The sequence below is a fragment of the Janibacter sp. HTCC2649 genome (assembly GCF_000152705.1).
GTDB lineage: Bacteria > Actinomycetota > Actinomycetes > Actinomycetales > Dermatophilaceae > Knoellia.
The window spans coordinates 1,586,213-1,611,407 of sequence record NZ_CH672413.1 but is presented as its reverse complement, the minus strand read 5'-3'; the positions used below and the strand labels follow the sequence as shown (position 1 = coordinate 1,611,407).

Annotated in this window: 24 protein-coding genes; 19 read left to right on the top strand and 5 right to left on the bottom strand. The window is 68.7% G+C overall.

Translation table 11 applies throughout. From position 1 onward, the window contains the following. The first annotated feature begins 14 nt into the window (after nucleotides 1-14). From JNB_RS07580 to JNB_RS07540, 10 genes are all read left to right on the top strand, one after another. Nucleotides 15-479, top strand: coding sequence for a barstar family protein (locus JNB_RS07580; protein ID WP_009775850.1), 465 nt, complete (start codon nucleotides 15-17; stop codon nucleotides 477-479). Between the two features lie 36 nt (nucleotides 480-515). Continuing rightward, nucleotides 516-1,598, top strand: coding sequence for a succinyl-diaminopimelate desuccinylase (gene dapE / locus JNB_RS07575; RefSeq protein WP_009775849.1), 1,083 nt, complete (start codon nucleotides 516-518; stop codon nucleotides 1,596-1,598). Between the two features lie 69 nt (nucleotides 1,599-1,667). Next, nucleotides 1,668-2,447 carry a TIGR00730 family Rossman fold protein gene (locus JNB_RS07570; RefSeq protein WP_050766687.1) on the top strand — a complete coding sequence of 260 codons (780 nt, stop codon included), beginning with the start codon at nucleotides 1,668-1,670 and terminating at the stop codon, nucleotides 2,445-2,447. 35 nt (nucleotides 2,448-2,482) lie between these two features. Next, nucleotides 2,483-2,791: a hypothetical protein gene (locus tag JNB_RS07565; RefSeq protein ID WP_009775847.1), complete on the top strand. Its 309-nt coding sequence runs from the start codon at nucleotides 2,483-2,485 to the stop codon at nucleotides 2,789-2,791. Beyond that, nucleotides 2,772-3,191, top strand: a complete 420-nt coding sequence (locus JNB_RS07560; RefSeq protein WP_009775846.1) for an SRPBCC family protein — start codon at nucleotides 2,772-2,774, stop codon at nucleotides 3,189-3,191. Before JNB_RS07565 ends, JNB_RS07560 begins: the two co-directional genes overlap by 20 nt. Continuing rightward, entirely contained in the window at nucleotides 3,188-5,284 is a 2,097-nt protein-coding gene (locus JNB_RS07555) for a hypothetical protein (protein WP_009775845.1), read from the top strand. Before JNB_RS07560 ends, JNB_RS07555 begins: the two co-directional genes overlap by 4 nt. Beyond that, complete coding sequence (locus JNB_RS07550; RefSeq protein ID WP_009775844.1) at nucleotides 5,281-6,570, top strand: membrane protein; 1,290 nt, start codon at nucleotides 5,281-5,283, stop codon at nucleotides 6,568-6,570. The genes JNB_RS07555 and JNB_RS07550 overlap by 4 nt, the downstream gene beginning before the upstream one ends. Before the next feature lie 121 nt (nucleotides 6,571-6,691). After that, nucleotides 6,692-6,868 carry a DUF3117 domain-containing protein gene (locus tag JNB_RS20905; RefSeq protein WP_083784437.1) on the top strand — a complete coding sequence of 59 codons (177 nt, stop codon included), beginning with the start codon at nucleotides 6,692-6,694 and terminating at the stop codon, nucleotides 6,866-6,868. A 74-nt stretch (nucleotides 6,869-6,942) separates the two neighbouring features. Next, nucleotides 6,943-8,457 (top strand): M17 family metallopeptidase, encoded by a 1,515-nt coding sequence (locus JNB_RS07545; protein WP_009775842.1) that lies wholly within the window; start codon nucleotides 6,943-6,945, stop codon nucleotides 8,455-8,457. Further along, complete coding sequence (locus JNB_RS07540; protein ID WP_009775841.1) at nucleotides 8,454-8,819, top strand: hypothetical protein; 366 nt, start codon at nucleotides 8,454-8,456, stop codon at nucleotides 8,817-8,819. The genes JNB_RS07545 and JNB_RS07540 overlap by 4 nt, the downstream gene beginning before the upstream one ends. 32 nt (nucleotides 8,820-8,851) lie before the next feature. Here JNB_RS07540 and JNB_RS07535 read toward each other — a convergent pair whose 3' ends face one another. Beyond that, the gene (locus JNB_RS07535) at nucleotides 8,852-9,487 is read right to left on the bottom strand and encodes an O-methyltransferase (RefSeq protein WP_009775840.1); all 636 of its coding nucleotides are present in this window, start codon (nucleotides 9,485-9,487) and stop codon (nucleotides 8,852-8,854) included. A gap of 102 nt (nucleotides 9,488-9,589) precedes the next feature. Between JNB_RS07535 and sigE the strand changes: the two genes are divergently transcribed. Genes sigE through JNB_RS07515 form a run of 4 tightly spaced genes read left to right on the top strand, consistent with a single transcriptional unit; the run spans nucleotide 9,590 to nucleotide 12,684 of the window. Next, entirely contained in the window at nucleotides 9,590-10,240 is a 651-nt protein-coding gene (sigE, locus tag JNB_RS07530) for an RNA polymerase sigma factor SigE (protein ID WP_083784435.1), read from the top strand. After that, entirely contained in the window at nucleotides 10,237-10,809 is a 573-nt protein-coding gene (locus tag JNB_RS07525; protein ID WP_009775838.1) for a hypothetical protein, read from the top strand. The genes sigE and JNB_RS07525 overlap by 4 nt, the downstream gene beginning before the upstream one ends. Further along, a complete protein-coding gene (locus JNB_RS07520) occupies nucleotides 10,806-12,254 on the top strand; it encodes a S1C family serine protease (protein WP_009775837.1) in 1,449 nt (482 codons plus the stop codon). Before JNB_RS07525 ends, JNB_RS07520 begins: the two co-directional genes overlap by 4 nt. A gap of 25 nt (nucleotides 12,255-12,279) precedes the next feature. After that, nucleotides 12,280-12,684: a Sec-independent protein translocase subunit TatB gene (locus tag JNB_RS07515; RefSeq protein ID WP_009775836.1), complete on the top strand. Its 405-nt coding sequence runs from the start codon at nucleotides 12,280-12,282 to the stop codon at nucleotides 12,682-12,684. An 81-nt stretch (nucleotides 12,685-12,765) separates the two neighbouring features. Here the strand turns inward: JNB_RS07515 and JNB_RS07510 are convergent, their stop codons facing one another. From JNB_RS07510 to JNB_RS07495, 4 genes are all read right to left on the bottom strand, one after another. After that, nucleotides 12,766-13,911, bottom strand: a complete 1,146-nt coding sequence (locus JNB_RS07510) for an Mrp/NBP35 family ATP-binding protein (protein WP_040883648.1) — start codon at nucleotides 13,909-13,911, stop codon at nucleotides 12,766-12,768. Nucleotides 13,912-13,920: 9 nt separating this feature from the next. Then, nucleotides 13,921-14,532 carry a DUF1003 domain-containing protein gene (locus JNB_RS07505; protein WP_009775834.1) on the bottom strand — a complete coding sequence of 204 codons (612 nt, stop codon included), beginning with the start codon at nucleotides 14,530-14,532 and terminating at the stop codon, nucleotides 13,921-13,923. After that, nucleotides 14,525-15,823: a magnesium transporter MgtE N-terminal domain-containing protein gene (locus tag JNB_RS07500; protein ID WP_009775833.1), complete on the bottom strand. Its 1,299-nt coding sequence runs from the start codon at nucleotides 15,821-15,823 to the stop codon at nucleotides 14,525-14,527. The genes JNB_RS07505 and JNB_RS07500 overlap by 8 nt, the downstream gene beginning before the upstream one ends. A gap of 79 nt (nucleotides 15,824-15,902) precedes the next feature. Further along, nucleotides 15,903-16,433: a hypothetical protein gene (locus JNB_RS07495; RefSeq protein WP_148232348.1), complete on the bottom strand. Its 531-nt coding sequence runs from the start codon at nucleotides 16,431-16,433 to the stop codon at nucleotides 15,903-15,905. A 54-nt stretch (nucleotides 16,434-16,487) separates the two neighbouring features. Between JNB_RS07495 and JNB_RS07490 the strand changes: the two genes are divergently transcribed. The 5 genes from JNB_RS07490 (at nucleotide 16,488) to JNB_RS07470 (ending at nucleotide 25,188) form a co-directional block, all read left to right on the top strand. Next, a complete protein-coding gene (locus JNB_RS07490; protein ID WP_009775831.1) occupies nucleotides 16,488-17,588 on the top strand; it encodes a CoA ester lyase in 1,101 nt (366 codons plus the stop codon). Further along, nucleotides 17,588-18,457, top strand: coding sequence for a CoA ester lyase (locus JNB_RS07485; protein WP_009775830.1), 870 nt, complete (start codon nucleotides 17,588-17,590; stop codon nucleotides 18,455-18,457). Before JNB_RS07490 ends, JNB_RS07485 begins: the two co-directional genes overlap by 1 nt. 108 nt (nucleotides 18,458-18,565) lie before the next feature. After that, nucleotides 18,566-19,276 carry a L,D-transpeptidase family protein gene (locus JNB_RS07480; protein WP_009775829.1) on the top strand — a complete coding sequence of 237 codons (711 nt, stop codon included), beginning with the start codon at nucleotides 18,566-18,568 and terminating at the stop codon, nucleotides 19,274-19,276. A 201-nt stretch (nucleotides 19,277-19,477) separates the two neighbouring features. Continuing rightward, nucleotides 19,478-20,707, top strand: coding sequence for an ROK family transcriptional regulator (locus JNB_RS07475; RefSeq protein ID WP_202795219.1), 1,230 nt, complete (start codon nucleotides 19,478-19,480; stop codon nucleotides 20,705-20,707). Between the two features lie 119 nt (nucleotides 20,708-20,826). Continuing rightward, complete coding sequence (locus JNB_RS07470; protein ID WP_148232347.1) at nucleotides 20,827-25,188, top strand: endo-alpha-N-acetylgalactosaminidase family protein; 4,362 nt, start codon at nucleotides 20,827-20,829, stop codon at nucleotides 25,186-25,188. Nucleotides 25,189-25,195 lie beyond the last annotated feature (7 nt).

Here is a 25,195-nt window from a genome sequence, read left to right as displayed (position 1 = left end):
TCTAGGCTCCGATCATGCCCTTCCCGCGACCGCCGATCCGCTCCGAGCTGCCATGGCTGACTTCGGGTCCGCTGTGGCGCATCCACGTCGACGGGCAGGAGGAGCTCGATGCGTTCCTCCACCGGTGGGACTACGAACGCGTCATCCTCGAAGGTTCTCGCATGACGACCAGGGCCAGCGCCCATGCGCACCTCCACGAGGTCTTCGACCTCGCCGCTTGGGCCGGGCCCAACTGGGATGCGTTCAACGATGCGTTCGGGCACTGGGTGACCCAGCACGACGGCATACGCCTCGCAGTGATCTGGCGCGATCTCGACATCGCCGCGGCAGCGGCACCGGCCAGCACCGCCGAGATGGTGTGGGGCCTGCTGGAGTGCAAGGTCGGTGACATGCCGACCCTCAACCCGCGCAACACGGCAGAGATCACGATGGACCTGTTCGTCGTTGGTGACGGGGACGACTTCGACCGGCCCACCTGACGAGCATGGCGAATACGCCGTCGGTAGGGTCTGCGTATGCCGCTCGACCTCACTGCCGATGTAGTCACCCTCACCGCTGCGCTCTGCGACATCGAGTCGGTGAGCCTGGACGAAGCCGCCGTCTGCGACGCGATCGAGGAGGCGCTGCGACCTCTCGAGCACCTCACGATCACGCGCATTGGCAACACTGTCGTCGCTCGCACCGAGCTCGGTCATGACGAGCGAGTCGTGCTCGCGGGACACATCGACACCGTGCCACTGACCGATCCGAAGAACCTCCCGACCAAGCGCCTGCCCGGTGGCGAGGGTGAGGGCGAGGTCCTCTGGGGTCGTGGCACCGTCGACATGAAGGGCGGGGTCGCCGTCCAGTTGCGCCTCGCCGCAACGGTTCCCGCACCGAGCCGCGACGTCACCTACGTCTTCTATGAAGGCGAAGAGATCGAGAGCGAGTTCAACGGGCTGCTCCACGTGCAGCAGCAACGGCCCGACCTCATCGAGGATGCCGACTTCGCGGTGCTCCTCGAGCCGACCGGCGCGATCGTCGAAGGTGGCTGCAAGGGCACGCTCCGCATCGACCTCACCACCAAGGGCGCGGCCGCCCACTCGGCCCGGCCGTGGAACGGTCACAACGCCATCCACGACGCAGCCGAGATTCTCACCCGGCTCACGGCATACGAGCCGAAAACCGTGATGGTCGACGGCCTTGAGTACCGCGAGGCCCTCAACGCCGTGAACATCTCCGGCGGCATCGCCGGCAACGTCATTCCCGACCGCTGCACGGTGAGCGTGAACTACCGCTACGCGCCGGACACCAGCGAGGAGCAGGCGGTCGCGCACATGCACGAGGTCTTCGACGGCCTCACTTTCGAGATCACCGACAACGCCGGCGGAGCGCGACCAGGGCTCGACCTGCCCGCGGCCAGGGCCTTCGTCGAGGCCCTCGGTGTCGACGTCATTGCCAAGCAGGGGTGGACCGATGTGGCCCGCTTCCAGGCCATGGGGGTGCCGGCCGTGAACTTCGGCCCCGGCGACCCCAACCTCGCCCACCACGACGAAGAGCGCTGCCCGATCGAACAGCTCGTGTCCTCCGAGGCCGCCATGCTCCGGTGGCTCGCCTGACTCGCCTAGGTTGATCTCGTGACTGACGCAGCGACTGACCCGCCGACGGACTCCTCGGCCGACGGACCCATGCCCTGGGATGCCACGCAGGACTACTTCAAGGGCCCCGTCGTCATGCGCCGCTCCAAGGTGCCCGACGAGACGACCGACCAGCGACTCCTTGACAGCCGTGGCTCGGCCGACTGGGTCCACACGGATCCGTGGCGCGTCATGCGCATCCAGTCCGAGTTCGTCGAGGGCTTCGGCGCCCTCGCAGAGCTCGGCCCGGCCGTGAGCGTCTTCGGCTCGGCTCGCACCACGGAGGACGACCCGACCTACGACCTGGGTGTGCGGGTCGGCGCCAGTCTCGTCGACGCCGGGTATGCCGTGATCACCGGTGGCGGTCCCGGCGCCATGGAGGCTGCCAACAAGGGAGCCTGCGAGGCGGGTGGCACCTCGGTCGGCCTCGGCATCGAGCTGCCCTTTGAGACTGGCCTTAACCAGTACGTCGACCTCGGCGTGAACTTCCGCTACTTCTTCGCCCGCAAGACGATGTTCGTCAAGTACTCGCAGGGCTTCATCGTCCTGCCCGGCGGATTCGGCACCCTCGACGAGCTCTTCGAGGCGATCACCCTCGTCCAGACGCGCAAGGTCACGTCGTTCCCGATCATCCTCATGGGCACGGCCTACTGGCAGGGACTGCTCGACTGGCTCCAGTCCTCGGCCCTCGCTGCGGGAACGATCAGCGCCAAGGATCTCTCCCTCATCACCCTGACCGATGACGTCGAGGAGGCCGTGGCCGCCATCGTCACCTCCGACCGGGCCAGGGCGTCTCACGCTGCCAAGGGCAGCGGTACCCACGCCGAGTGAGCAACGAGGGCTGAGCTCCACCTAGGATCGCGAACGTGGAATGGGTTGCCCTCGCAGTGCTCGCCGTCGCCGTCATCGTGGTCACGGTGCTCTTGGCGACGGGTCGGCTCAACGTGGAGGCCCTGGCGGAGCCCACGTCCACCACCCCTCCGCTCGAGCTCCCACCAACCGTCACGTCGGGGGATGTCGACGCACTGAGCCTGGGAACGACGCTCTACGGCTACGCGCCTGCGGAGGTGGACGCCGCCCTCGATGCCCGCCGCGACCGGCTCGCCGAACAGGACCGCGCCCTGGGCGAGCGCACCTCTGGGGAGCGGGACGACCATGTTCACCCTGACGCGTGAATCACGGCTCACGCCGGCTGAGCTGTGGCTGCGTGCCTCGGCACTGGCCGAGCACACCGACACCGTTCCGCTGACGACGACGATCGCCGACTCTGGCTCGCCCACGGTGGGCTGGGGCTTCATGGTTCGCACTGCCCTGGGTCCGTTCCACTTCGACGACACGATGGTCGTGGAGGAGTGGGATCCCCCTCGGCAGTGGCGAATTCGCAAGACCGGTCGCCTTTCCGGGTGGGCCGAGATGGAGGTGACTCCGTATGCCGGTGGGTCCCGGGTGACGTGGACTGAAGAGCTCTGGCTCGGGTCCGGCCGCGTCCGTCGGGTCACGACCGCCGTCGGGGACCTCCTCGGCCCGCGGCTCTTCGGCCGGGTCGTCGACCGTTTCGCGGCGGTGTCCCCGTGAAGTGGTCCCTGCTCCTCAGCCTCCCCGTGGTCTTGTGCTCACTGGGCCTCGCGTGGTTCTTCTCCCGACGGGAAGCCCGCACCCGGGGCGACAGTGACTTCAGAATGCAGCTCATCGGCTATCCCGCCGATCGTGTGCACGAGGTGCTCCATCACCTCGACGCCCAGATCGCCCTCAACGACTCCCGCCTCCTGCGTGCCACTGCCCCCGCTGCGTCTGCGGATTGGGCTGCTAGGGCGACCACATCCGCAGACGCAAGGGAAACGCCAGCGTCGAGCCCGGCCGCTGCGTCTGCGGATTGGGCTGCGGGAGCGACCACATCCGCAGACGCAAGCGAGGAGCCGACGCGGGTGGGGTGGGGGTGGCTCGACCTCGCGGTGCTCGCCGCCTATCTCGCCACGGCGCTGCACGTCCTCTCCGGACTCATCGGCCGCACGTCGACGTACTACCTGTCCCAAGGGGTGCAGGACCACCAGGCCTTCGAGTGGTACTTCGGAGCCTCGGCGCACAACATGGCCACCCTGTCGAACCCGCTCTTCAGTGACCGCCAGAACTTCCCCGACGGCGTCAACCTCATGGCCAATGCGGCCGTCACCGGACTCGGCATCCCGCTCGCCCCCCTGACGCTCGCCACCAGCGCCCACGTCACGTTCTTCGTCGTCGAGCTCCTCGGACTGGCGGGAACGGCCGCGGCGTGGTTCTGGTTCTTGCGTCGGCGCGGTCTCGGTCGGACTGCGGCTGGGGTGGGTGGCTGGTTCGCCGGGTTCGCCCCGGCGATGGTGTCGCACGCCAACGGGCATCCCAATTTCGTCGCCCTGTTCCTCATCCCGGTGATCATTGACCGGGTCCTGCGGTTGGCCGACGGCAACCGACGCGTCCGTGACGGCGTGGTGCTCGGACTCCTCGTGACGTGGCAGGTCTTCATCGGTGAGGAACCGCTTCTGCTCGCGGCGATCGGCATGCTCATCGCCGGTCTCGTCCTCCTGGCCCACCGTCGGCTCCGCCTGACCCGGGTGCTCCCCGGCATGGGCATCGGCGCCGGCCTCTGTCTCGTCCTCGTGGCCATTCCCCTGTGGTGGCAGTTCTCCGGACGGCAGAGCTACACCTCGATCTACCACCCACCCGGCGGCAACGACCTTGCAGCACTGTGGGGCAGAGCAACGCGCACGATCGGCGCCGACCCCTGGGCCTCGGCCGCCGTGTCGATGAACCGCACCGAGGAGAACGCCTTCTTCGGCGTGCCCCTCTGGCTGCTCGCCGCCGTCATCGCGCTCGCGCTCATCCGTCGTCCGGTCGTGCAGGCGCTCGCGGCGGTGGTCATCCTCGCCACCTGGCTCTCGCTGGGAGAAGAGGTGCTCCTGCACGGCAAGCCCACCGGCATACCCAGTCTGTGGTCGTTGTTCGACGGGCTCCCCGTCCTCGAGAACGTCCTGCCGACACGCTTCGCGATGATCGCCGTCCCGGCCTTCGCCGGACTCATCGCCCTCGGCATCGACGCCGCGATGAAGGCTTCACCCTTCAGCGCAGATGGCGCCGACGAACTCGACCTCCCCACGTGGCAGCCCCGGGTCGGCGGGTGGATCGTGACAGCAGCGGCCGTCGTGGCCCTGCTCCCCGTCGCGCCGACCGCGCTCCAGGTCGACCCTCGCCCCACGGTGCCGGCGTTCTTCACCGGCGGTGCCTGGCGCGACTGGAGCCACGGCGGCTCGATCCTCGCCGTCCCGCCGACCGACATCGTCGATGCGCGCGCCTTCGACTGGCAGCTCGCCGCCGACACCATGGCTTTCCCCATCGTCGAGGGCTACTTCGTCGGGCCCAACGGCACGGCCGACCGCGGGGGTCAGTACGGCGCTGTGCGTCGCCCCCTCTCGCTGTGGCTCTACGACGTCAACGCGGCCAACGTCGTCATGCCGGCGACCGAGGCCCAGCGTCTGCAGTTCACGCAGGATCTGGCCGCGTGGCACACCGACACCGTGGTCCTGCCGATGCGGGACCAGACGGTCGCGCTGCGCGACTCGCTCGCCACCGTCCTCGGTGAGCCGCAGCAGGTCGAGGACGTGCTCGTCTGGGACGTGCGGGAGCTCTCGTCATGACCACGGCCACGCGGGCCCAGCCGGAGTCGCGCTCTCTCCTCACGGGGGCGGGCCGGTCGAACCTCACGGTGCTCGCCCTGGCCCACCCGATCCGCTCGATCGTCCTCGTCTACGTCGTCTCGCGGCTCGTGGCCCTGGCCGCGATGTGGGTGGCCGCGATGTGGTTCCAGAACCCGGCAGGAGTCGGACATCTCGACCCCACCATCGGAGATCTCTTCGGCCTGTGGGACAGCGAGTGGTACGAAACCGTTGCCACCAAGGGCTATCCGGTCCCGCTGCCAGCAGATCCGACGACGGGCAAGCTGACCTACAGCGCCTGGGCGTTCTACCCTCTCTTCCCCTTCCTCGTGAAGGGGCTCATGGCGATCGGCATCCCGTTCACCGTCGGTGCGGTGGGGCTCAACATCGTCCTCGGTGGTCTCGGTGCAGTGCTCGTCTGGGCGCTCTTCCGCCACGGGCTTCACGCCGAACCGCAGCCGGGCCGCGAGCGGTTGGCCCTCGTCGCCGCTTGTCTGTGGTGCTTCTATCCGGCCACCGGAGTCATGCTCAAGGCCTACACCGAACCCTTGGCGGTCGTTCTCGTCGCGGCCTCCCTCCTCTATCTGATGAGACGCCGGTATGCCGCCGTCGCAGCGCTCGCGGTACCGCTCGGCTTCACGCGTGGCGTGGCTGCCGCCATGGGCTGCGCGGCGTTGATCCACCTCATCGTGCGCATCCGCGAGGACCGGGCTGCGGGCGTCGCGCCGCTTCGTGGGCAACGCGTGACGGCCGTGGTCATGCTGGTCGTCACGGGCCTGTCGGGCATCGCCTGGCCGGTGATCGTCGGCGTCGTGAGCGGCATACCCATGGCCTTCTTCGAGGTCCAGGAGGCCTGGGGGCAAAAGCCCGCCTCGGGACCGTTCGTCCTCTGGCTGCAGTGGGCGTGGGATGCCCACGGCGTCGCCGGGCTCGGCGTCCTGGTGGCCCTCTGCGGCACCTACATCGCGCTCATCCTCGGGCGCCACGGGCGCTGGATCCCGGTGGAGGTCCGCGCCTGGGCCGTGGCCTACCCCCTCTACCTGTTCGCGGTCGTCCGCCCGATCACGAGCATGTGGCGCTTCCTCCTGCTCGACTTCCCCATCGCAGCGCTGCTCGCGAGCGTGGCGATGCGGACGTCATCGGGGGAGCAGATCGTGACGCACTGGCGCCGACGCGTGGCGATCCTTCTGGTGCCCATCGTGGGCGGGCTGGTGTGGTGGACCTGCGTCCTGCTCACCTTCACGCCGTGGGGTTCGCAGCCGCCCTGAGGGACCCCGATTTCGTTCCCACCTTGCGTGAAGGAATAATGGACGGGGATACCGGTGCGCCAACGCCGGGATGTGAACACGTGACGCACGTCTGTGCGCCGCGGCAACGAAGGGAACACCCATGGCGGCAATGAAGCCCAGGACGGGCGACGGCCCTCTCGAGGTCACCAAGGAGGGTCGCGGCATCGTGCTCCGCATGCCCCTGGAGGGTGGTGGCCGACTCGTCGTCGAGATGACTCCCGACGAGGTGCGAGCGCTGGGTCAGGCCATCGACGACTGCGACGCACTCAAGAAGTGATTCGTCGACTCTGACGTGTTGAGAGGGCCCCCACCGACATGGTGGGGGCCCTCTCGCCGTCGTAGGGTCGGTCCGTGCCTGCCGAAGATCTCCTCGCCCCGACCCTTCCCGCCTGGACTGCTGCAGATGGTCCCCTCGCCGATGTCCTCGCCGACCTCGACCCGACCGACCTCGCCCTCGTCGTCGGGGTGTCCGACGGTGATGACCCGTGGGACCCCCGAGCGCGCCAGGCTCTGACCGCCTCCGGGTTCGACCCCGATGAGTTGTTCGAGACGCACGAACCCAAGACGTCCGCAGGCACCACCTGCGAGGTGCGTATGCCGCGTGGCGAGCTTCCCGTGCGGGTGCTCGTCCTCGTCGGTCTGGGGGAGGGCGCTCCCCGCGACCTGCGTCTCGCGGGGGCTGCGGCCGGTCGGGCCAGCCGCGGGCGGGCCCAGGTGGTTGTCCTGGCGCCGTCTGCGGACGAGGCCGGGCAGGCCGCCTTCGTCGAGGGAGCTGTGCTCGGGGGTTGGGCGCCGGCACGTCTGACGGGTGGGGGCTGGGAAGCCGGCTCCGACGTGGCCACCGCGGTCGCCCTGGTCGATGCCGAGTCCGATGTCGTCGAGCGAGCCGTCCGGCGGGCCGAGGCCAGCCTCGTCGCCCGCAACCTCGCCAACACGCCCTCCAACATCAAGAACCCCGCCTGGATGGCGCGCCAGGCGCGGACGATCGCGTCGCGCTCCGGCCTGGACGTGAAGGTCTGGGACGAAAAGGCCCTCGCCGCAGACGGATTCGGCGGTCTGCTCGCAGTGGGTGGAGGTTCGGCAACGCCGCCACGACTCGTCCAGCTCGGCTACACCCCCGAGGGTGCCAACGCGTCCACACCCCACGTGGTCCTCGTCGGCAAGGGCATCACCTTCGACTCCGGTGGCCTCCAGGTGAAGCCGGCCGACGGCATGCTCGCGATGAAGACCGACATGTCCGGGTCGGCGATCGTCCTCTCGGTCCTCGCCGCCTGTCGCGACCTCCACGTCCCGGTCCGGGTGACGGGCCTCCTGGCCCTCGCCGAGAACATGGTGAGCGGGGCGGCATACCGGCCGGGTGACGTCGTGACGCACTTCGGCGGAATCACCACCGAGATCGGCAACACCGACGCCGAAGGTCGGATCGTCCTCGCCGATGCCCTGGCCTACGCCGACGCCGAGCTCGACCCGGACGTGCTCATCGACATCGCCACGCTCACCGGTGCGGCCCGGGTCGCCCTGGCCCGGACCATGGCCCCCGTCTACGCGACGGACGACGACCTGTCATCCCAGCTGCGCGACGCCGGTGAGACAGCAGGTGAGACGCTGTGGCCCTTCCCGCTCGTGCAGGCCTACCGTCAGGCACTGGAGTCCGAGGTGGCAGACATCAACCACATCGGGCCCTCGGTCGGAGGTGGGTCGATCACCGCCGCGTTGTTCCTGCGGGAGTTCGTGGGGGAGCGCCGGTGGGCCCACCTCGACATCGCCGGCCCCGGCCGTTCCGATGTCGACTCCGGAGTCCACGGCAAGGGTGGGACGGGGTTCGGTGCACGTCTGCTGCTGCGATGGTTGGAAGGTCTGCGATGAACGCCGGATACGGACTGGCAGTGCGCTGGTCGCTCGAGGACGCGCCCGACAACGCGCCAGACCTGCTGCGCGAGTATGTCGTCGGGACCTCGATCGCCCGCTTCATGTTCCTTGACGGCCTCGCCTTCAAGGTGTGGCGAATGCGCGAGGGGGAGTGGTTCGAAGGGACCTACGTCTTCGACAGCGAGCAGGAACGCAAGGTCTTCCGCGAGGAGTTCGAGGCGGCCGCCGCCGAGTCCAAGGGCTCCGAGCTCATTGGCTCATCGCCGATCTCGATCGAGGACTTCGAGGTCGTCGCGATCGCCGAGGGACCTGCTGGCTTCCGACGCGGTGCCGGACCGCGCGTCGACGCCCACGCCTGACCACACCTTTTCCGGGGTGACCCGGAAGAGGCTCAGCGCTTGACGGCGATGAACAGACCGTCACTCACCGGCAGCAGTGCCGGCAGGAGATCGTCGTTGTCGCGCAGGGACTTGCCGAGGTCGCGCAGCGTGGTCGTGTCGCTGTCACGCGCCGCGGGGTCGGCGACCTTGTCGTGCCACAGCATGTTGTCGAGGGCAAGCACGCCGCCGCTGCGCAGCAGCCGGATCCCGTGCTCGACGTATGCCGGGTAGCTCGCCTTGTCGGCGTCGATGAGCACCATGTCGTAGGCGCCGTCCGTCATGCGGGGGAGGACGTCCGTGGCGCGCCCGGAGATGACGCGGGTGCGCTGGGTCGGGTAGCCGGCCTGGACGTAGGCCTCGCGCGCTGCCTTCTGGTGCTCCGGCGAGATGTCGATCGTCGTGAGGACGCCGTCCTGGGGCATCCCGGCGAGCAGCCAGAGGCCGGACGTACCGGCTCCGGTGCCGACCTCGATGACGTGCTTGGCGCCGATGGCAGCCGTGAGCAGCCGCAACGTCGCGCCAGCGCCGGTACCGACCGGGGTGGCGGCCTCGAAGGCCAGCCCGCGGGCACGTGCCTGCTCGATGACCTCGGGCTCAGGAACGAAGTCCTCGGCGTACGACCAGCTCGCGGGCTTGAGGGTGCTCATGTGCGGCAACCCTACTCGCGAGTGAGCATGCCGGCGGACTCACAGGCGGCGTACAGGGTTCTCCGGAACATTTCTCGGCTCCGGCGCGTAGACACCTATGACATGAGCAGCCATGTGGGCACCGAGCAGGGGACGACGATGACGAGTGATGCAGGTGCGGCCACTGGGGAGTGGACGCCGCCGAGCTGGGAGCAGATCGTCGAGGAGCACTCGTCGCGTGTGTACCGCCTGGCCTACCGCCTCACCGGCAACGTCCATGACGCCGAGGACCTGACCCAGGACGTGTTCATCCGCGTCTTCCGGTCCCTGCACACCTACCGCCCCGGGACGTTCGAGGGCTGGCTGCACCGCATCACGACCAACGTCTTCCTCGACAAGATGCGTCGCAAGCAGCGCATTCGCTTCGATGCGCTCTCCGACGAGTCCGCGGCCCGCCTGCCTGCTCGCGAGGCCGGACCCGAGCAGACGTTCCACGACACGCACTTCGACGACGACGTGCAGCGTGCGCTCGACTCGCTCTCACCCGATTTCCGCGCCGCCGTGGTGCTCTGCGACATCGAGGGCCTGTCCTACGAAGAGGTCGCGGCGACGCTCGACATCAAGCTCGGCACGGTCCGATCCCGCATCCACCGTGGTCGTGCCCAGCTCCGTGAGTCCCTTGCCCACCGTGCACCCGAGGTCCGCGCTGCGGCCTCCACTGCCTCCACCTCACGGCTCCCCGGCGTCCTCACGCCGGCCCGAGGTGCCGTGTGATCCACCTGTCGCGTCCCTCCCGCTGCCGCCTCGACGAGCTCCCCGACTACGTGTCGGGCCAGCTCTCGCTGCAGCGCACCCTCGACTGGGACCGACACCTCATCATGTGCGTGAACTGCCAGCACGCCGTCGCCGGCGAGCGTCGCCTCCAGACGCTCCTTGCGTCGGGGTGCCCGTCGATGCCCGGCAGCCTTCACGCCCAACTCGTCGCGCTCGCTTCGTCAATGACCGGACCGGCCATGGCCCAGACGAGCGAGCGCGCACCACTTGAGATGGTGCCGCCGTCCGCGCCACCGGGGCACCGCAGCCCGCTGCGTTCGGCCGCCCTCGCGACGGCGGCCGCCGGCGCCACGGCAGCGGTTGCCTGGACGCTCACCATCGCCGGGACCGGCGCGATCACCACAACGGTCACCACCGTGGGCGGAACGTCTCCCTCGGTGCGCCCTGTGGGCAGCACTCCCACGCCCGCTTCCAGTGGCGGGCGGGGGTCTCGCACGGTCTCCACAGTGTGGATGAGCAGCACCTCAGTTCGAAACCTTGACATCTGCGAGGCAGAATCGCGGGCATGACCGAGGACAGCGCACGCCACGACGAGGCCGAGCAGCCCCCCGTCGATCCGGACCACACCCAAGAGGTCGACCTCAGCCGCACGCAGGAGTTCGGTCCGCCCCCTGGCCAGACGCCACTGCTGCCGCCCCAGGAGCCGACCCCTGAGCCTGTCCGCGCCGCTGCGTGGCCGGACCACCCCCTCGCGGCGCCGGCCTACGCTGCGCCCTCCCACAGCGATTCGCAGGGATGGAACACCGGTGGGCACGCGGGTTACGCTCCCCAGGCACCCGAGCACACGGCATACGCAACGAATCCGTATGCCGCGTCAGCGGCTTCCAGCGTCCGTGCGCCCCTGGCGAAGCGGGGGCCGGGCTGGTTCGGTGTCTTTCTCATCGCTGGCCTCGCAGCCCTGCTGGCCGGTCTCGGTGGTGGACTGCTCGGTGGCTGGCTGGGTTCGTCCGACCGCTTCGACGGTTTCGACTCCGGCTCGACCGGCCCGACGCCCGAGCCCGGTCCGGGCGCGACGACACGTCCCGAGGGTTCCGTGGCGAGCATCGCGGCCAAGGCGACGCCGAGCGTCGTGACGATTCGGGTTGAGGCCGCAGATGGTGACGGCACCGGCTCGGGTTGGGTGCTCGACGACAAGGGGCACATCGTCACCAACAACCACGTCGTCTCGTCCGCCGCCACCAAGGGCAAGATCACCGTCGTCCTGACCAACGGCAAGCAGACCTCGGCCACGATCGTCGGACGCGACGTGTCCTACGACCTCGCCGTCCTCAAGGTCGACCGCACCGACCTCGCCCCCTTGCCGCTCGGCGACTCCAACGCGGTCGTCGTGGGCGACCCCGTCATCGCCGTGGGCGCACCACTCGGACTCGAGTCGACCGTGACGACCGGCATCGTCTCGGCCCTCAACCGACCGGTCACGCCCGGCGAGGCCGACGACCAGTCGTTCATCAACGCCATCCAGACCGATGCCGCGATCAACCCCGGCAACTCCGGTGGACCGTTGCTCGACATGCAGGGTCGCGTCATCGGGATCAACTCGGCCATCGCTCGCGTCGCGGGCAACGCCATCGGCGGGCAGAGCGGCAACATCGGCGTGGGCTTCGCCATCCCGAGTGCCCAGGTCAAGATCACCGTCGACCAGCTCATCCGCACGGGCAAGGCAGAGCACCCGATCATCGGCGTGCTGCTCGACCGTGAGTACCAGGGTGAGGGTGTGCGCATCGCCACGGACTCCGGGGACACTCCTGCGGTCACCCCCGACGGACCCGCCGCCAAGGCAGGGCTCAAGGCCGGAGATGTCATCACCGCATTCGAGGGCCGACCCATGGTTGACCCCGATGCACTCGTTGTCGCGATTCGTTCCAAGGCCGTCGGATCGACCGTCACCTTGACCGTGCTGCGCGACGGCAAGTCGCGGGATGTCAAGATGGTCCTCCAGGGCAGAAGCGACTGACGCGCGAAAGCGCACAGGAGGACGCGTGTTCGGCATCAACGGCTGGGAGATCGTGCTCCTCGCCCTCATCGCTGTCTTCGTGCTTGGGCCGGAGCGGCTCCCGGAGTATGCCCAAAAGCTCGCGCAGATGATCAAGAAGGCGCGCGTCATGGCCGAGGGCGCCAAGGGGCAGCTCAAGGACCAGTTGGGGCCGGAGTACAACGACATCAACTGGCGTCAGTACGACCCGCGCCAGTACGACCCGCGGCGCATCGTGCGTGAGGCCCTGATCGAGCCGCTCGAGGATGCCGCGTCAAGCCTGAAGTCCGGGGGCACCAACCCCGACATCGGTGACGGCGTTGTCATCAACGACGACGGGGTGCACTACGGCACCGACCTGCGCACGTGGGACCCGCTGCGCGCGACGCCCTACGACGTCGACGCCACCTAACCACTTCGTGCCCGATACGGACACGCTCCGTCGGCCGAAGGCCTCCGTCAGCGTGTCCGTATCGGGCACGAAGTGGGGTTGTCAGCGACCCGCGGGCGTGAGGCCGAGGGAGCGACCGGCGAGGCTGCGGGAGCGGGTGCCGAGCTCGCGGGCGATGCCGCGCAGGGCCACCGCCGCCGGTGACGTCGACTCGCCGAGGACGATCGGGGTGCCTTGGTCGGAGCCGACGCGCAGCGCCGTGTCAAGCGGGATCTGACCGAGCAGCGGCACGGGCGCGCCAATGCTGCGGGTGAGTGAGTCGGCCACGGCCTGGCCGCCACCGGATCCGAAGATTTCCTGACGCGAGCCGTCGGGCAGCTCGAGCCACGACATGTTCTCGATGACGCCGGCCACCCGCTGGTGGGTCTGGATGGCGATGGCGCCCGCGCGCTCGGCGACCTCGGCGGCGGCCTGCTGCGGCGTGGTCACGACGAGGATCTCGGCGCCGGGGATGAGCTGGGCGACGGAGATCGCGATGTCACCGGTGCCCGGGGGGAGGTCGAGGAGCAGGATGTCGAGGTCGCCCCAGAAGACGTCGGCGAGGAACTGCTGCAGCGCGCGGTGAAGCATCGGTCCACGCCACACGACGGGCTGGTTGCCGGGCACGAACATGCCGATCGAGATGACCTTCACCTCGTGCGCGATGGGCGGCAGGATCATCTCGTCGACCTGCGTGGGCTTCTGCTCGACGCCGAGCATGCGCGGAATGGAGAAGCCGTAGATGTCTGCGTCGACGACACCGACCTTGAGCCCCTGCTGGGCGAGTGCGGCGGCAAGGTTGGCGGTGATCGACGACTTGCCGACGCCACCCTTGCCCGACGCCACGGCATACACGCGGGTGAGGGTGCCGGGCTTGGCGAAGGGGATCTCCTTCTCGTCCGCACCGCCTCGGAGGTTGGTGCGCAGCTCGGCCCGCTGCTCCTCGGACATGACACCGAGGGTGACGTCGACGGCGGTCACACCGGCGACCTTGAGCAGGGCGTTGGTGGTGTCGTTGGTGAGCGTCTCCTTGAGGGGGCAGCCGGCGATCGTCAGGAGGATCGTCACGGCGACGCGACCGGTGTCGTCACACTCCACGGCTTCGACCATGCCGAGCTCGGTGATCGGCTTGCGGATCTCAGGGTCGTTGACGGTGGCGAGAGCGGCGCGCAGCGCCTCGTCGCTCACAAGTGCAGCAGTGACAGGCATTGCTCCATGCTAGGTCGAGCGCCGCGATCTGCCCTCATCGGTCCGCCGCTTCGAGGTGTCTGACGCGTCACGCTTGCCGGCGTGGTCTGCCTTGTCCGTCTTCTCCACCTTGGCGAGCCGGCCGATGACGAGCCCTCGCTCCTCCATCTCGTCGAGAAGGTCACGCAGCTCACCGCGCACGAAGTCGCGAGTGGCGGAGTCACGCATCGCGATGCGCAGAGCGGCGACCTCGCGCGTGAGGAACTCGGTGTCGGCGAGGTTGCGCTCGTCGCGGGTCCGATCCTGCTCGAGCATCACGCGGTCACGGTCGGCCTGACGGTTCTGCGCGAGCAGGATGAGCGGGGCGGCATACGACGCCTGCAGGCTGAGCATGAGCGTGAGGAAGATGAACGGGTAGTTGTCGAAGCGCCACTCCAGGGGCGCGGCGAGGTTCCACACGACCCACACCAGCACGAAGACGGTCATCCCGATGAGGAAGTAGGCCGTTCCCATGTAGCGGGCAAACTTCTCGGAAAGGACGCCGAAGGCCTCCGACGTGAGGGCCTCGGGGCGGGTGATGAACTGGCGGCGCTTCTCGCGCGGCTGGTCCAGGCGGGGGGCGCGGTCGCGACGCTCAGCCATGCGGGATCACCTCGTGGGAACCCGTGACCTCGTGCCGGTCGTCACGCCAGTCATCGGGCAGCAGGTGGTCGAGCACGTCGTCCACGGTGACGGCGCCGACGAGCAGGCCGTTCTCGTCGACGACAGGGAGCGCGATGAGGTCATAGGTCGCGAGAAGCCGAGTGACCTGACCGACGGTCGCCTCGGTCGTGACCGGCTCGACGTCCTTGTCGAGGATCGAGCCGACGGAGGCATGGGGCGGCTCGCGCAGCAACCGCTGGATGTGGACCATGCCGAGGAACTTCCCGGTGGGTGTCTCCAACGGGGGGCGGCACACGAACACCGTGCAGGCCATCGTCGTCGACAGCTCCTGACGGCGCACGACGGCCAGGGCTTCGGCGATCGATGCGTCCGGGCCGAGGATGACGGGCTCGGTCGTCATGAGGCCACCGGCAGTGTTCTCGTCGTAGGTGAGCAGCCGTCGCAGGTCGGCGGCCTCGTCGGGCTCCATGAGCTGGAGGAGCTCTTCCTGGCGCTCGGCGGGGAACTCGGCGAGGAGGTCGGCGGCGTCGTCAGGCTCCATGGCCTCGAGGACGTCGGCGACGCGGTCGTTGCCGAGGCCGGAGATCAACTCGACCTGCTCGTCCTCGGGCAGCTCCTCAAGGACGTCGGCGAGCTGGTCGTCGGCGAGGGCTGCGGCGACCTCGGCCCGGCGCTTGACGGGGAGGTCGTGGATCGCCTCGGCGAGGTCGGCGGGCTTGAGGTCCTCGTAGTGCTCGAGGAGGCGGGCGGCACTCTGCTCGTCGCTCGTGTCACGCAGTCCGGTGACGTCCTCGACGGGGACGACGAATGTCTCACCACGGCGTCGACCGAGGCGGGTGATCGTGCTGCGGTTGGACGTGCGACGCACGAAGACGCGGGTCACCGACCAGCTGCGGGCGTGGTTCTGCTCGAGCCCGATGTCCTCGACGGTGGCCTCGACGATCTCGCCCTGCTCGTCGCGCACCTTGACGTGCCGCTCGATGAGCTCGGCGAGGACCAGCGTCTCGTTGGGGCGCTGCTCGAACCGGCGCATGTTGACGAGGCCGGTGGTGATGACCTGACCACCGTCGACCGACGTCACCCGCGTCATGGGAACGAAGACCCGACGACGGCCGGGCACCTCGACGACGAGGCCGATGACTCGCGGTCTGGCGCGCTGCACGCTGAAGGTCAGGACGACGTCCCGCACGCGACCCACGGGGTCGCCCAAGGGGTCGAACACGGCCAGCTCGGCCAGACGGCCGACGAAGACGCGGGTGTTCGTGCTCACGACCCACAGGTTAGTCGGGTCGAGCGCCGGGCCAGTGCCACGGGAGGTCCAACGCGCCGCCGCATCGCAGGGGAGGGGCTCAGCCGCGTCCGCGCCAGTGCCACGGGCGCCAGCTCGCCGTCGTCCCGCGTGCGGGTGAGACGGTCACCCGACCGGACTCGGCGGCATACGCTCCGGGACCTTCATCAGGTATGCCGTGGGGCGTGAGGACGTGGATCGTCGCCCCTTCGCGCCACCTGGCGAGGACGTCCCCGGTCGCGTTGAGCCGCTTGGCCTGCAGGACCTCGGCGGCACCGAGCCACTCGGGCGCCGTCGGGTCGATGACCCGCGTCGCCGCCTTGAGGCGGAGGAGGCGAGCGCCGCTGTCCTTGCTGCGCAGGATGACCGTCACCTCGTCCGGGAGCGAGGGGAGGGTCTGCTCACCGGTGCCGGAGACGACGTAGATCGCCGGACCGGCACTGCGGGGGTCGTCGTTGTCGTGCCAGACGAACCAGACGGCGTGGGTGCTGCCGCCGGGGACCTCGACCCAGAGCACGCCGGACTTGCTCGCGGCCTCGGCGAGGAGGCGCGTGACATTCACGGGGGAGGGAGTTTCCGGCGAACCGCTCACGGCGTGAACTGTCTCATAACGCCTCATGGTGTCGCACTGCTAGCGTCCGGCACCATGCGCTCACCCAAGGACTTCTTCGGCCCCCTCGCGGTGGGTGCCCCGGCACCCGTGCGTGAGGTCCCGGCCCTCCCCAGCCGGATGATCCACTTCTTCGACCCGAGCAACGAGAAGATGGCGGCCAAGATCCCCGCCATGGTCGGCTCGGTCGACGTCCTGCTCGGCAACCTTGAGGACGCCGTCAAGGCCGACCGCAAGGAAGCCGCCCGTCAGGGCCTGGTCGACATCGCCAAGGCGACCGACTTCGGTGACAGCACCCAGCTCTGGACGCGTATCAACAGCCTCGACAGCCCGTGGGTCCTCGACGACCTCGTCACCCTCGTCACCGAGATCGGCGACAAGCTCGACGTCATCATGGTGCCCAAGGTGCAGGGGCCGGAGGACATCCACTATGTCGACCGGATCCTGGCCCAGCTCGAGGCCCGTGCCGGGCTCAAACGGCCGATCCTCGTCCACGCCATCCTCGAGACGGCTCGGGGAATGGCCAATGTCGAGGAGATCGCGGGCGCCTCGCCGCGCATGCAGGGCATCAGCCTCGGCCCGGCCGACCTTGCGGCCGACCGTCGCATGAAGACGACCCGCGTCGGTGGCGGCCATCCCGGCTACCTCGTCCGCCAGGACCCGGCCAAGGACCTCGGCGAGGGCATCGACCCGATCACGGCCGAGCGCACGACCTACCAGCAGGACCTCTGGCACTACACGATCGCCCGCATGGTCGACGCCTGCGCGATGCACGGGATCTTCCCGTACTACGGGCCCTTCGGTGACATCAAGGACGTCGTCGCGTGTGAGGACCAGTTCCGCAACGCCTTCCTCCTCGGCTGCGTCGGGACCTGGTCGCTGCACCCCGTCCAGATCGACATTGCCAAGCGCGTCTTCAGCCCGTCCGCTGAGGACGTCGCGCACGCACGCCGGGTCAAGGAGGCCATGGGTGACGGCACCGGCGCCGTCATGCTCGACGGCAAGATGGAGGACGACGCGTCGCTCAAGCAGTGCCTCGTCATTCTTGAGCTCGCCGAGCGACTCGGCGCCGGCGACCCCGAACTTGCTGCGCTGTATGCCGTTCCCGCACTTGACGCTGAAGGTGAGGGCAACTGATGGGCGAGCAGACGGCATACACGCCTCGTCGTTCGGTGCTCTACATGCCGAGCTCGAACGAGCGCGCACTCGAGAAGGCCAAGACGCTGCCCGTCGACGGGCTCATCCTCGATCTCGAGGACGCCGTTGGTCCCGACCACAAGGACGCTGCGCGTGAGAACGCCTGTGCCGCAGCGGCGTCGGGGGAGTACGGCAACCGGGAGGTGACGATCCGGATCAACGGCATCGGCACCCAGTGGCACGAGGCCGACCTCGCGGCAGCCGCTGCCGCAGGACCCGCTGGCGTCGTCGTGCCCAAGGTCGGATCGGCCGATGAGGTGCGATCGCTCGTCGCCGGGCTTGAGGCCGCTGGCGCGCCCGAGCACACGAAGCTCTGGGCGATGATCGAGACGCCCGAGGCTGTCTTCAACGTCCGTGAGATCGCCGCGGCCTCGCCGCGCCTCGCGGTGCTCGTGATGGGCACCAACGACCTCGTCAAGGAGCTGCACGCCGACCACGTTCCCGGACGCGGGCCCCTCCTCACTGCCCTGCAGCTGTCACTGCTCGCTGCGCGCGAGTCAGGGATCGCGATCCTCGACGGCGTCTACAACGATGTGAAGAACGCCGAAGGCTTCGAGGCTGAGTGCATCCAGGGCCGCGACTTCGGCTTCGACGGCAAGACACTGATCCACCCGGGTCAGGTCGAACCGTGCAACGCCATCTTCGCGCCGAGCGAGGAGTCCGTTGCCGAGGCTCGCGGCATCCTCGAGGCGTGGGAGGCGGGTGCCGGCAGCGGCGTCGTCACCCACAACGGGCGAATGGTGGAGAACCTCCACGTCGACATTGCCCGCCGAGTTCTCGCGGTTCACGAGGTCATCTCGAGCCGCTAATCTTTTGTCGATCCCCTCGCACCGGTGGCAACCTTCTGGTGGACTGGTGCGTCTGGGGGATGAGAGCTCGCTGTTGGGTGAGCATGGTGCTGAAGGGCAGGGGAACCGATGGAGATCACGGGACACGAGATCACGCGGCGTGGGGCCATCGCGGCCAGCGTCGGTGCATCGGTGGTGGGTGCCAGCGCCCTGGCCACGACGAGTGCGGAGGCGGCAGGTCGTCCCGTTCTCGTGCTCGGTTCGAAGGGGAGCGCTGTCACGACAGCACAGACCAGGCTCAACGCCCTCGGCTACTGGTGCGGCACGCCTGACGGCACCTTCGGACACGTCACCCAGCAGGCCGTGTGGGCCCTGCAGAAGTCGGCGGGCGCGCGACGCAGCGGTCGCTTCGACCTGTCAACGTGGGGCTTGCTCGAACGCGGGGTCAAGCCGCGCCCCAAGACGACGTCCGGCACGGCGATCGAGGTGGACCTCGCCAAGCAGATCCTCATGGTCATCGGCAACGGCAAGCTGGTCTACACGCTCAACACCAGCACGGGCAGCGGCGAGCGCTACTACTCGGGCGGCGCCTGGAAGACAGCTCGCACGCCCTCGGGCAGCTACTCGATCTACTACCGCTGGCCCAACGGATGGCAGAACGGCTCGCTCGGTGCCATGTGGCGCCCGACCTACTGGAAGGGCGACTTCGCCATCCACGGCTCACAGTCGATCCCGCCCTACCCCGCCTCACACGGTTGCTGCCGCGTGAGCACGGCCGCGCAGGACATGCTGTGGGCGCAGAGCTGGGTCAACATCGGCCGCAAGGTCTGGCTCTACTGACCCGCGCCCGATCTGCGTGATCGAGTCCTCCGGCTCCTGAAGTCCGATATTCGTTCGCCCCGTGTCCTAAACTCGTCATGGCGTGATGGTGGCCCGTGATGATCGGATCGGGTCCAGATCCGCCTCCTCCGGGCTCGCCCGGACCGCCGTCGAAGAGAGGGCCTTGTGTCGATCCAGACCAGCGTCACGCCGTCTCGATCCGTGCGTCGCACGCCGCGGTCCGGCCGGCTGGACCAGGCCCAGATGCGGGCTGCCAACATGGGTCTCATCCTGCGGCAGCTGCAGCTCCACGGCGGGCGTTCCCGGGCAGGGCTCGCCACCGAGACCGGTCTGTCGAAGGCCACCACCTCCAGCCTCATCGCCGATCTCGCCGAGCGTGGTCTCGTGCGTGAGGGCGAGATCCACCGGGCTGGATCTGTGGGCCGGCCCGGCCTCACGGTCAACCTCGACGGTCGTCGCGTTGCGGGCCTCGGTCTGGAGATCTCGATCGACTACGTGGCCGTGACCGCAGTCGACCTGACCGGCAACGTCATCCGCGAGAGCATCACCCCGATGGACGTCCCTGAGCTCGCGGTCGAGGTCGTTCTCGACCGGGTGGCAGGCATCGCGCAGCGCATGCTGGAGTCGTTGCGCTCCGCCGGGCACATCGTCGTCGGCTTCACGGTCGCACCACCCGGGGTCATCGACTACGACGCCGGCATCGTGCGGTTCGCGCCCAACCTCGGCTGGCGATCCGTCGCACTGGCAGCAGGCCTCTCCGAGCGAATTGGCCCTGAATGCCCTGAGATTCACCTTGAGAACGACGCGAAGCTGGCCGCTGTCGCGGAGTATGGCGCCTACGCCGACTCCGAAGTCCAGGACCTCGTCTACCTGTCGGGGGAGGTCGGGGTGGGGGCCGGAATCATCGCTGAGGGGCGACTCGTGCGTGGCTGGTCGGGCTTCTCCGGCGAGGTGGGGCACCTGGCCCTCGGCCCGAGCGAGCTGGAGTGCAGCTGTGGTCGCCGTGGGTGCTGGGAGCTCGTGGTGGGCCTGCACCATTTCTTGCGGCTGGCCGCCCCGGTGGGTGACGTCGTCCATGACTCGAGGCGGTCGATGGATGACCGGCTTGAGATCCTGCGCGAGCGCGCGGCAAGCGGTGACGAGCGCACGCTCGAGGCGTTGGCGGCCATCGCCCGCGATCTCATCCGGGGGCTGTCTGTCCTCGTGGACGTTCTCAACCCGCGCCGAATCGTGCTCGGCGGCTACTTCGCCCCCTTCGGTGAGCAGTTGCTCGCGCCCGTGAAGTCGGCGCTGGATGAGCGCCGGATGGACGCGGGGAGCGAGGTCGTCGTCGCCGTGTCTGCGCTGGGCCTGAGTGCCGCCTCGCGAGGTGGTGCGCTTGCTGCGCTCGAGGCCGTGTTCGAGGACCCCACGACGGTCCCGGCGGCCTGATCCTCCCGTCACCGCAGCGACCGCTCGGGTGATCCGTTGGGGCCAGGGGTTGACAGGCCTTTCCGTGCGCTGCCATATTTCGTTCACTGAGTGAACGTATTAAACCAAAGGCGGTTGCAATGCGCAGGTCCCAGCACACATCCCGGCGGCTCGCCGCTGCAGCGAGCATTTGCGCGGTCGCCGTCGGCGGCCTCGCGACGACCCCTGCCCGGGCGGCGTCCCCCCCGGCGACAGCCGCCATGCCCTCGGTCGACACCGCCGCAGCCCCGGTGGTCATCGCCTCGGCGGACCTCGAAGTGCAGCTGAGCCCGACCTTCCCGCAGGCGCTGGCCTACCGGTCCGTCGGGTCGGGAGCCCTCCTCGGCGGTCAGGTCGACCCGATCGCCTCGGTGACGATCAACGGCACGCCCCGTGCCGCGGTGGCGACCGTGACCCCGGGAGCCAGCTCCGCGGCCTACGCCCTGACGTTTGCCGACCTTCCCGGTGTGCGCATCGAGCTCACCGTCTCCGTCGAGGGCAACGTTCTCACCTGGCGCGTGACCAAGGTGACCGACTCATCGAGCGTCAAGGTGGGCACCCTCGACATCCCCGGCCTCGACCTCGTCTCCGTCTCGAGTGCCCAAGCGGGGGCGACGACGGCCTTCACCAAGATCGACACCAACTCGACCCGCAACGCCGACGTCATCGCGCCCGTCAAGGCGACCGATGCCGTCCAGACCGCCCCGGTGGGCGCGGCCTACGGGATCGTCAACACCGCCCAGCTGGCCGCCTCGGTCGAGACCAACGGCACCTACGACAAGCCGACCTCGGCGACGAACTCCGACAACGGTCGCTTCTGGCACCAGGTGCGCGCCAACAGCGACGGTTCCAAGCGGGTCGGTATTGCCCCGGGACAGTGGACCGTGCGCGGCGACGGGGCCCCGGCCCAGAGTGAGCTCCCGTGGGCGAAGGTGGTCGTCACGGGTGACGCCAATGCCGACGCAGCGGTGGACTGGCAGGACGGAGCCATCGCGTTCCGCTCGATCGCGCAGGTGGCCAAGGGCGCCGACCAGGTCCCCAACCGTGTCGTCCAGCACATCCCGTTCAACTTCAGCAGCCTCGCGACCCACCCGTTCCTGCGGACTCTCGATGACGTCAAGCGCATCTCACAGGAGACCGATGGGCTGGGCCAGTTCGCCCTGCTCAAGGGCTACGCCTCGGAGGGTCACGACTCGGCTCACCCCGACTACGGCGACAACTTCAACACGCGCGCCGGCGGCCTCGATGACATGAACACCCTGCTCGAGCAGGGCAAGAAGTGGGGCGCCGACTTCGGCGTCCACGTCAACGCGACCGAGGCCTACCCCGAGGCCAAGGCCTTCAACGAGACGCTCGTCGACAAGACCAAGCCGGGCTGGAACTGGCTCAACCAGAGCTACTACATCAACCAGCGGACCGACCTCAACAGCGGCGACCTGCTGAGGCGCACCCAGCAGCTGCGCGACGCGACCAAGGGCAACCTCGACACTCTCTACTGGGACGTCTACTACACCTACGGTTGGCTCCCCGACCAGATGGACGCCAAGCTGCGCGAGCAGGGGTGGAGCGTGGCCTCGGAGTGGGCCTACTCGCACGAGCGCAACAGCCTGTGGTCGCACTGGGCGACGGACCGCAACTACGGCGGCGCCACCAACAAGGGCATCAACAGCACCATCGCGCGCTTCATCCGCAACGGTGAGAAGGACGTCTGGAACCCTGACCCCGTCCTCGGTGGATCGACGATCGTCGAGGCCGAGGGATGGACCGGTCAACACGACTGGAACGCGCTCATGAAGAACGTGTGGGCCAACCAGGTGCCGACGAAGTTCCTCCAGCACTTCGACATCACCAAGTGGGGCGACGCGGCCGGCACCACCAGCATCGACTTCGACGGTGGGGTTCGCGGCACCTCCAAGGACGGCGTCCGGCAGCTCTTCGTCGCCGACGCCAAGGTCCTCGACGGAGACGCCTACCTCCTCCCGTGGGGTGACGAGACGCCGAACCACCCGACGAAGGCCTACCACTACAACGCTGACGGCGGCACGACCACCTGGAAGCTCGCGCCCAAGCTGCGCAGCACCAAGTCGTTCACGGTCTACGAACTGAGCGAGACCGGCCGGACGAAGGTGGGCACCGTCGCCAACACCAAGAACTCGGTGACCCTGACGGCCAAGTCGAACACGGCATACGTTCTCTATCCGAATTCGGTTCCGGCACAGGCGGATCCGCAGTTCGGGCAGGGCGGGATCGTCAAGGACCCGGGCTTCAACGCTTCCACTCTCGGTGCGTGGTCGCCGCAGGGCACCGTCACCCAGGAGCACCTCAGCACCGGCCAGCGCGTTGCCCAGATCGGTGCCGGCGCGGGGTCCATCTCGCAGCAGCTGACCGGGCTCAAGGCCGGGTCGCGCTATGCGGCATCCGCGTGGGTGCAGGTCGCTCCCGGAGGAGTCCGGCCGACCACGGTCTCCGTCAAGGGCTCGGGCGTCGACGTGGCCAATGCGTTCGATCGGTCCACCGTCACCAACAGTGAGGCGTCGAACGAGCTGCACGGCACGAGCTACCAGCGTGTCCGGGTCATCTTCACGGCTCCCGCGGACGGCACGGTGACGTTCTCCGTCGCAGCGGCGGCTGGTAGCGCGCCGGTCGGCATCGACGACGTGCGAGTCGTCGCGACGACCGAGGCGGCGCCTGCGGGTGATGTCATCGCCCACCAGGACTTCGAAGGTGTCGACCAGGGCTGGATGCCCTTCGTGTCCGGTCCCGCCCAGTCCGGCGGCGACGCCCGCACCCACCTCTCCCAGCGGAATGCGCCCTACACGCAGGCCGGATGGAACGGCAAGCTCGTCGACGACGCGCTCGACGGCACGTGGTCCCTCAAGGCGCACGAAGAGGCGAACGGCCTCGTCTACCGCACCTGGGCCGGAACGGTTCCCTTCGAGCAGGGTCACCGCTACAAGGTCGAGTTCGACTACCAGAACGCCACAGCGGGTGCGTACTCCTTCGTCACCGGTGTCGACCAGGTCGTCGGCGGCACCTCGAAGACGGCTGAACTGTCGACCACGGCCTTCGGTCAACAGCGCACCACCCAAGCGTTCTCCCGTGAGATCACGACGGGCAGCTGCGGCACTCCGTTCATCGGGCTGCGGCGCAACGCTGTCGGCAGTGCGCAGGCCGACTTCATCCTCGACAACCTCAAGGTCACTGACCTGGGGGCCACGGACGAGCCGGGCGCCTGCTCCCGCCTCGAGGTGACAGGGCCCGCCAGCGGTCTCGTGCCTGGAGAGGCCAACACATTCACGACGACCTTCTCCTCATTCGAGACGACGGCGGCAACGGACGTCACCGTCTCCCTCAAGGCGCCCGACGGCTGGACGGTCACGCCCACGACGACGGCGACGTTCGCCAGCGTCGCCCCCGGCGCCAGCGTCAAGACGACGTGGCGAGTGGTGGTCCCAGCCACGACGCCAGCCGGCAGCTACGCACTCACGAGCTCGGCGGCATACACGGTCGACGGTGAGGCGCGAAGCGTCACGGCATCAGGGTCCTTCGCGACTCTTCCGGCCGGCAAGATCCCGCAGTCGCGCCTGTCCATTGCCGGCGTGAGTGACGCCGAACCGGCCTCGGCCGGTGGGCAGCCGAGCAACGCGATCGATGGTCTGACGACGACGATGTGGCACTCCGCCTGGTCGCAGGTCGACCCGGATGCCCCCTTCCCGCACTGGATCACGGTCGACCTCGGTGACACCTACGACGTCAACGGCTACGACTACCAGGTCCGGATCGGCAACGGTTCGATCAAGGGCTACGAGATCTATGTCAGCGCCGACAACGTCACCTGGGGTGCGCCCGTGAAGACCGGCAGCTTCGCCAGCACGACGGAGGTGCAGCACCTCGACTTCACCGCCAAGCCCGGGCGCTACGTCAAGCTCGTCGGTCTCAGCTCGATCAACGGTGCCGTGTTCGGTGGCGCGGGCGAGATCAACGTGTGGGGCAAGCGGGTCAACGAGCCGCCGGTCGCCCTGTCCAAGGCGCCCATGTCGATCCAGTCGGTGGACTCCCAGGAGACCGAGGGTGAGGACGGCGCGGCGACGAACGTCCTCGACGACAATCCCGGGACGTTCTGGCACACCGAGTGGCTCAACGCAGAGACGCCGTACCCGCACCACATCGCCGTGGATCTCGGTGCGTCGCACACGCTCAGCGGGATCTCGGTCCAGGGGCGCCAGGACGGCAATGTCAACGGCCCGATCAAGGACTATGAGGTCTACGTCTCGGCCGACGGCACGAACTGGGGCACTCCTGTCGCCCAAGGTTCGTTCACTGCAACGACGGCGGCTCAGCTGGTGAACTTCGCGCAGCCGACCACCGGTCGGTTCGTCAAGGTCGTGGCCAAGAACTCCATCAACGGAGCGGCCTTCGCAGCCATCGCCGAGCTGCAGTTCTACGCACCCGCCACTCCGTGACCGATCA

Bases quoted from the DNA above. Each gene is read 5' to 3' on its own strand.
- JNB_RS07580 (WP_009775850.1), top strand. From the start codon at position 15: ATGCCCTTCCCGCGACCGCCGATCCGCTCCGAGCTGCCATGGCTGACT.
- dapE (WP_009775849.1), top strand. From the start codon at position 516: ATGCCGCTCGACCTCACTGCCGATGTAGTCACCCTCACCGCTGCGCTC.
- JNB_RS07570 (WP_050766687.1), top strand. From the start codon at position 1,668: ATGCCCTGGGATGCCACGCAGGACTACTTCAAGGGCCCCGTCGTCATG.
- JNB_RS07560 (WP_009775846.1), top strand. From the start codon at position 2,772: ATGTTCACCCTGACGCGTGAATCACGGCTCACGCCGGCTGAGCTGTGG.
- JNB_RS07550 (WP_009775844.1), top strand. From the start codon at position 5,281: ATGACCACGGCCACGCGGGCCCAGCCGGAGTCGCGCTCTCTCCTCACG.
- JNB_RS20905 (WP_083784437.1), top strand. From the start codon at position 6,692: ATGGCGGCAATGAAGCCCAGGACGGGCGACGGCCCTCTCGAGGTCACC.
- JNB_RS07540 (WP_009775841.1), top strand. From the start codon at position 8,454: ATGAACGCCGGATACGGACTGGCAGTGCGCTGGTCGCTCGAGGACGCG.
- JNB_RS07535 (WP_009775840.1), bottom strand. From the start codon at position 9,487: ATGAGCACCCTCAAGCCCGCGAGCTGGTCGTACGCCGAGGACTTCGTT.
- sigE (WP_083784435.1), top strand. From the start codon at position 9,590: ATGAGCAGCCATGTGGGCACCGAGCAGGGGACGACGATGACGAGTGAT.
- JNB_RS07520 (WP_009775837.1), top strand. From the start codon at position 10,806: ATGACCGAGGACAGCGCACGCCACGACGAGGCCGAGCAGCCCCCCGTC.
- JNB_RS07510 (WP_040883648.1), bottom strand. From the start codon at position 13,911: ATGCCTGTCACTGCTGCACTTGTGAGCGACGAGGCGCTGCGCGCCGCT.
- JNB_RS07505 (WP_009775834.1), bottom strand. From the start codon at position 14,532: ATGGCTGAGCGTCGCGACCGCGCCCCCCGCCTGGACCAGCCGCGCGAG.
- JNB_RS07490 (WP_009775831.1), top strand. From the start codon at position 16,488: ATGCGCTCACCCAAGGACTTCTTCGGCCCCCTCGCGGTGGGTGCCCCG.
- JNB_RS07485 (WP_009775830.1), top strand. From the start codon at position 17,588: ATGGGCGAGCAGACGGCATACACGCCTCGTCGTTCGGTGCTCTACATG.
- JNB_RS07480 (WP_009775829.1), top strand. From the start codon at position 18,566: ATGGAGATCACGGGACACGAGATCACGCGGCGTGGGGCCATCGCGGCC.
- JNB_RS07470 (WP_148232347.1), top strand. From the start codon at position 20,827: ATGCGCAGGTCCCAGCACACATCCCGGCGGCTCGCCGCTGCAGCGAGC.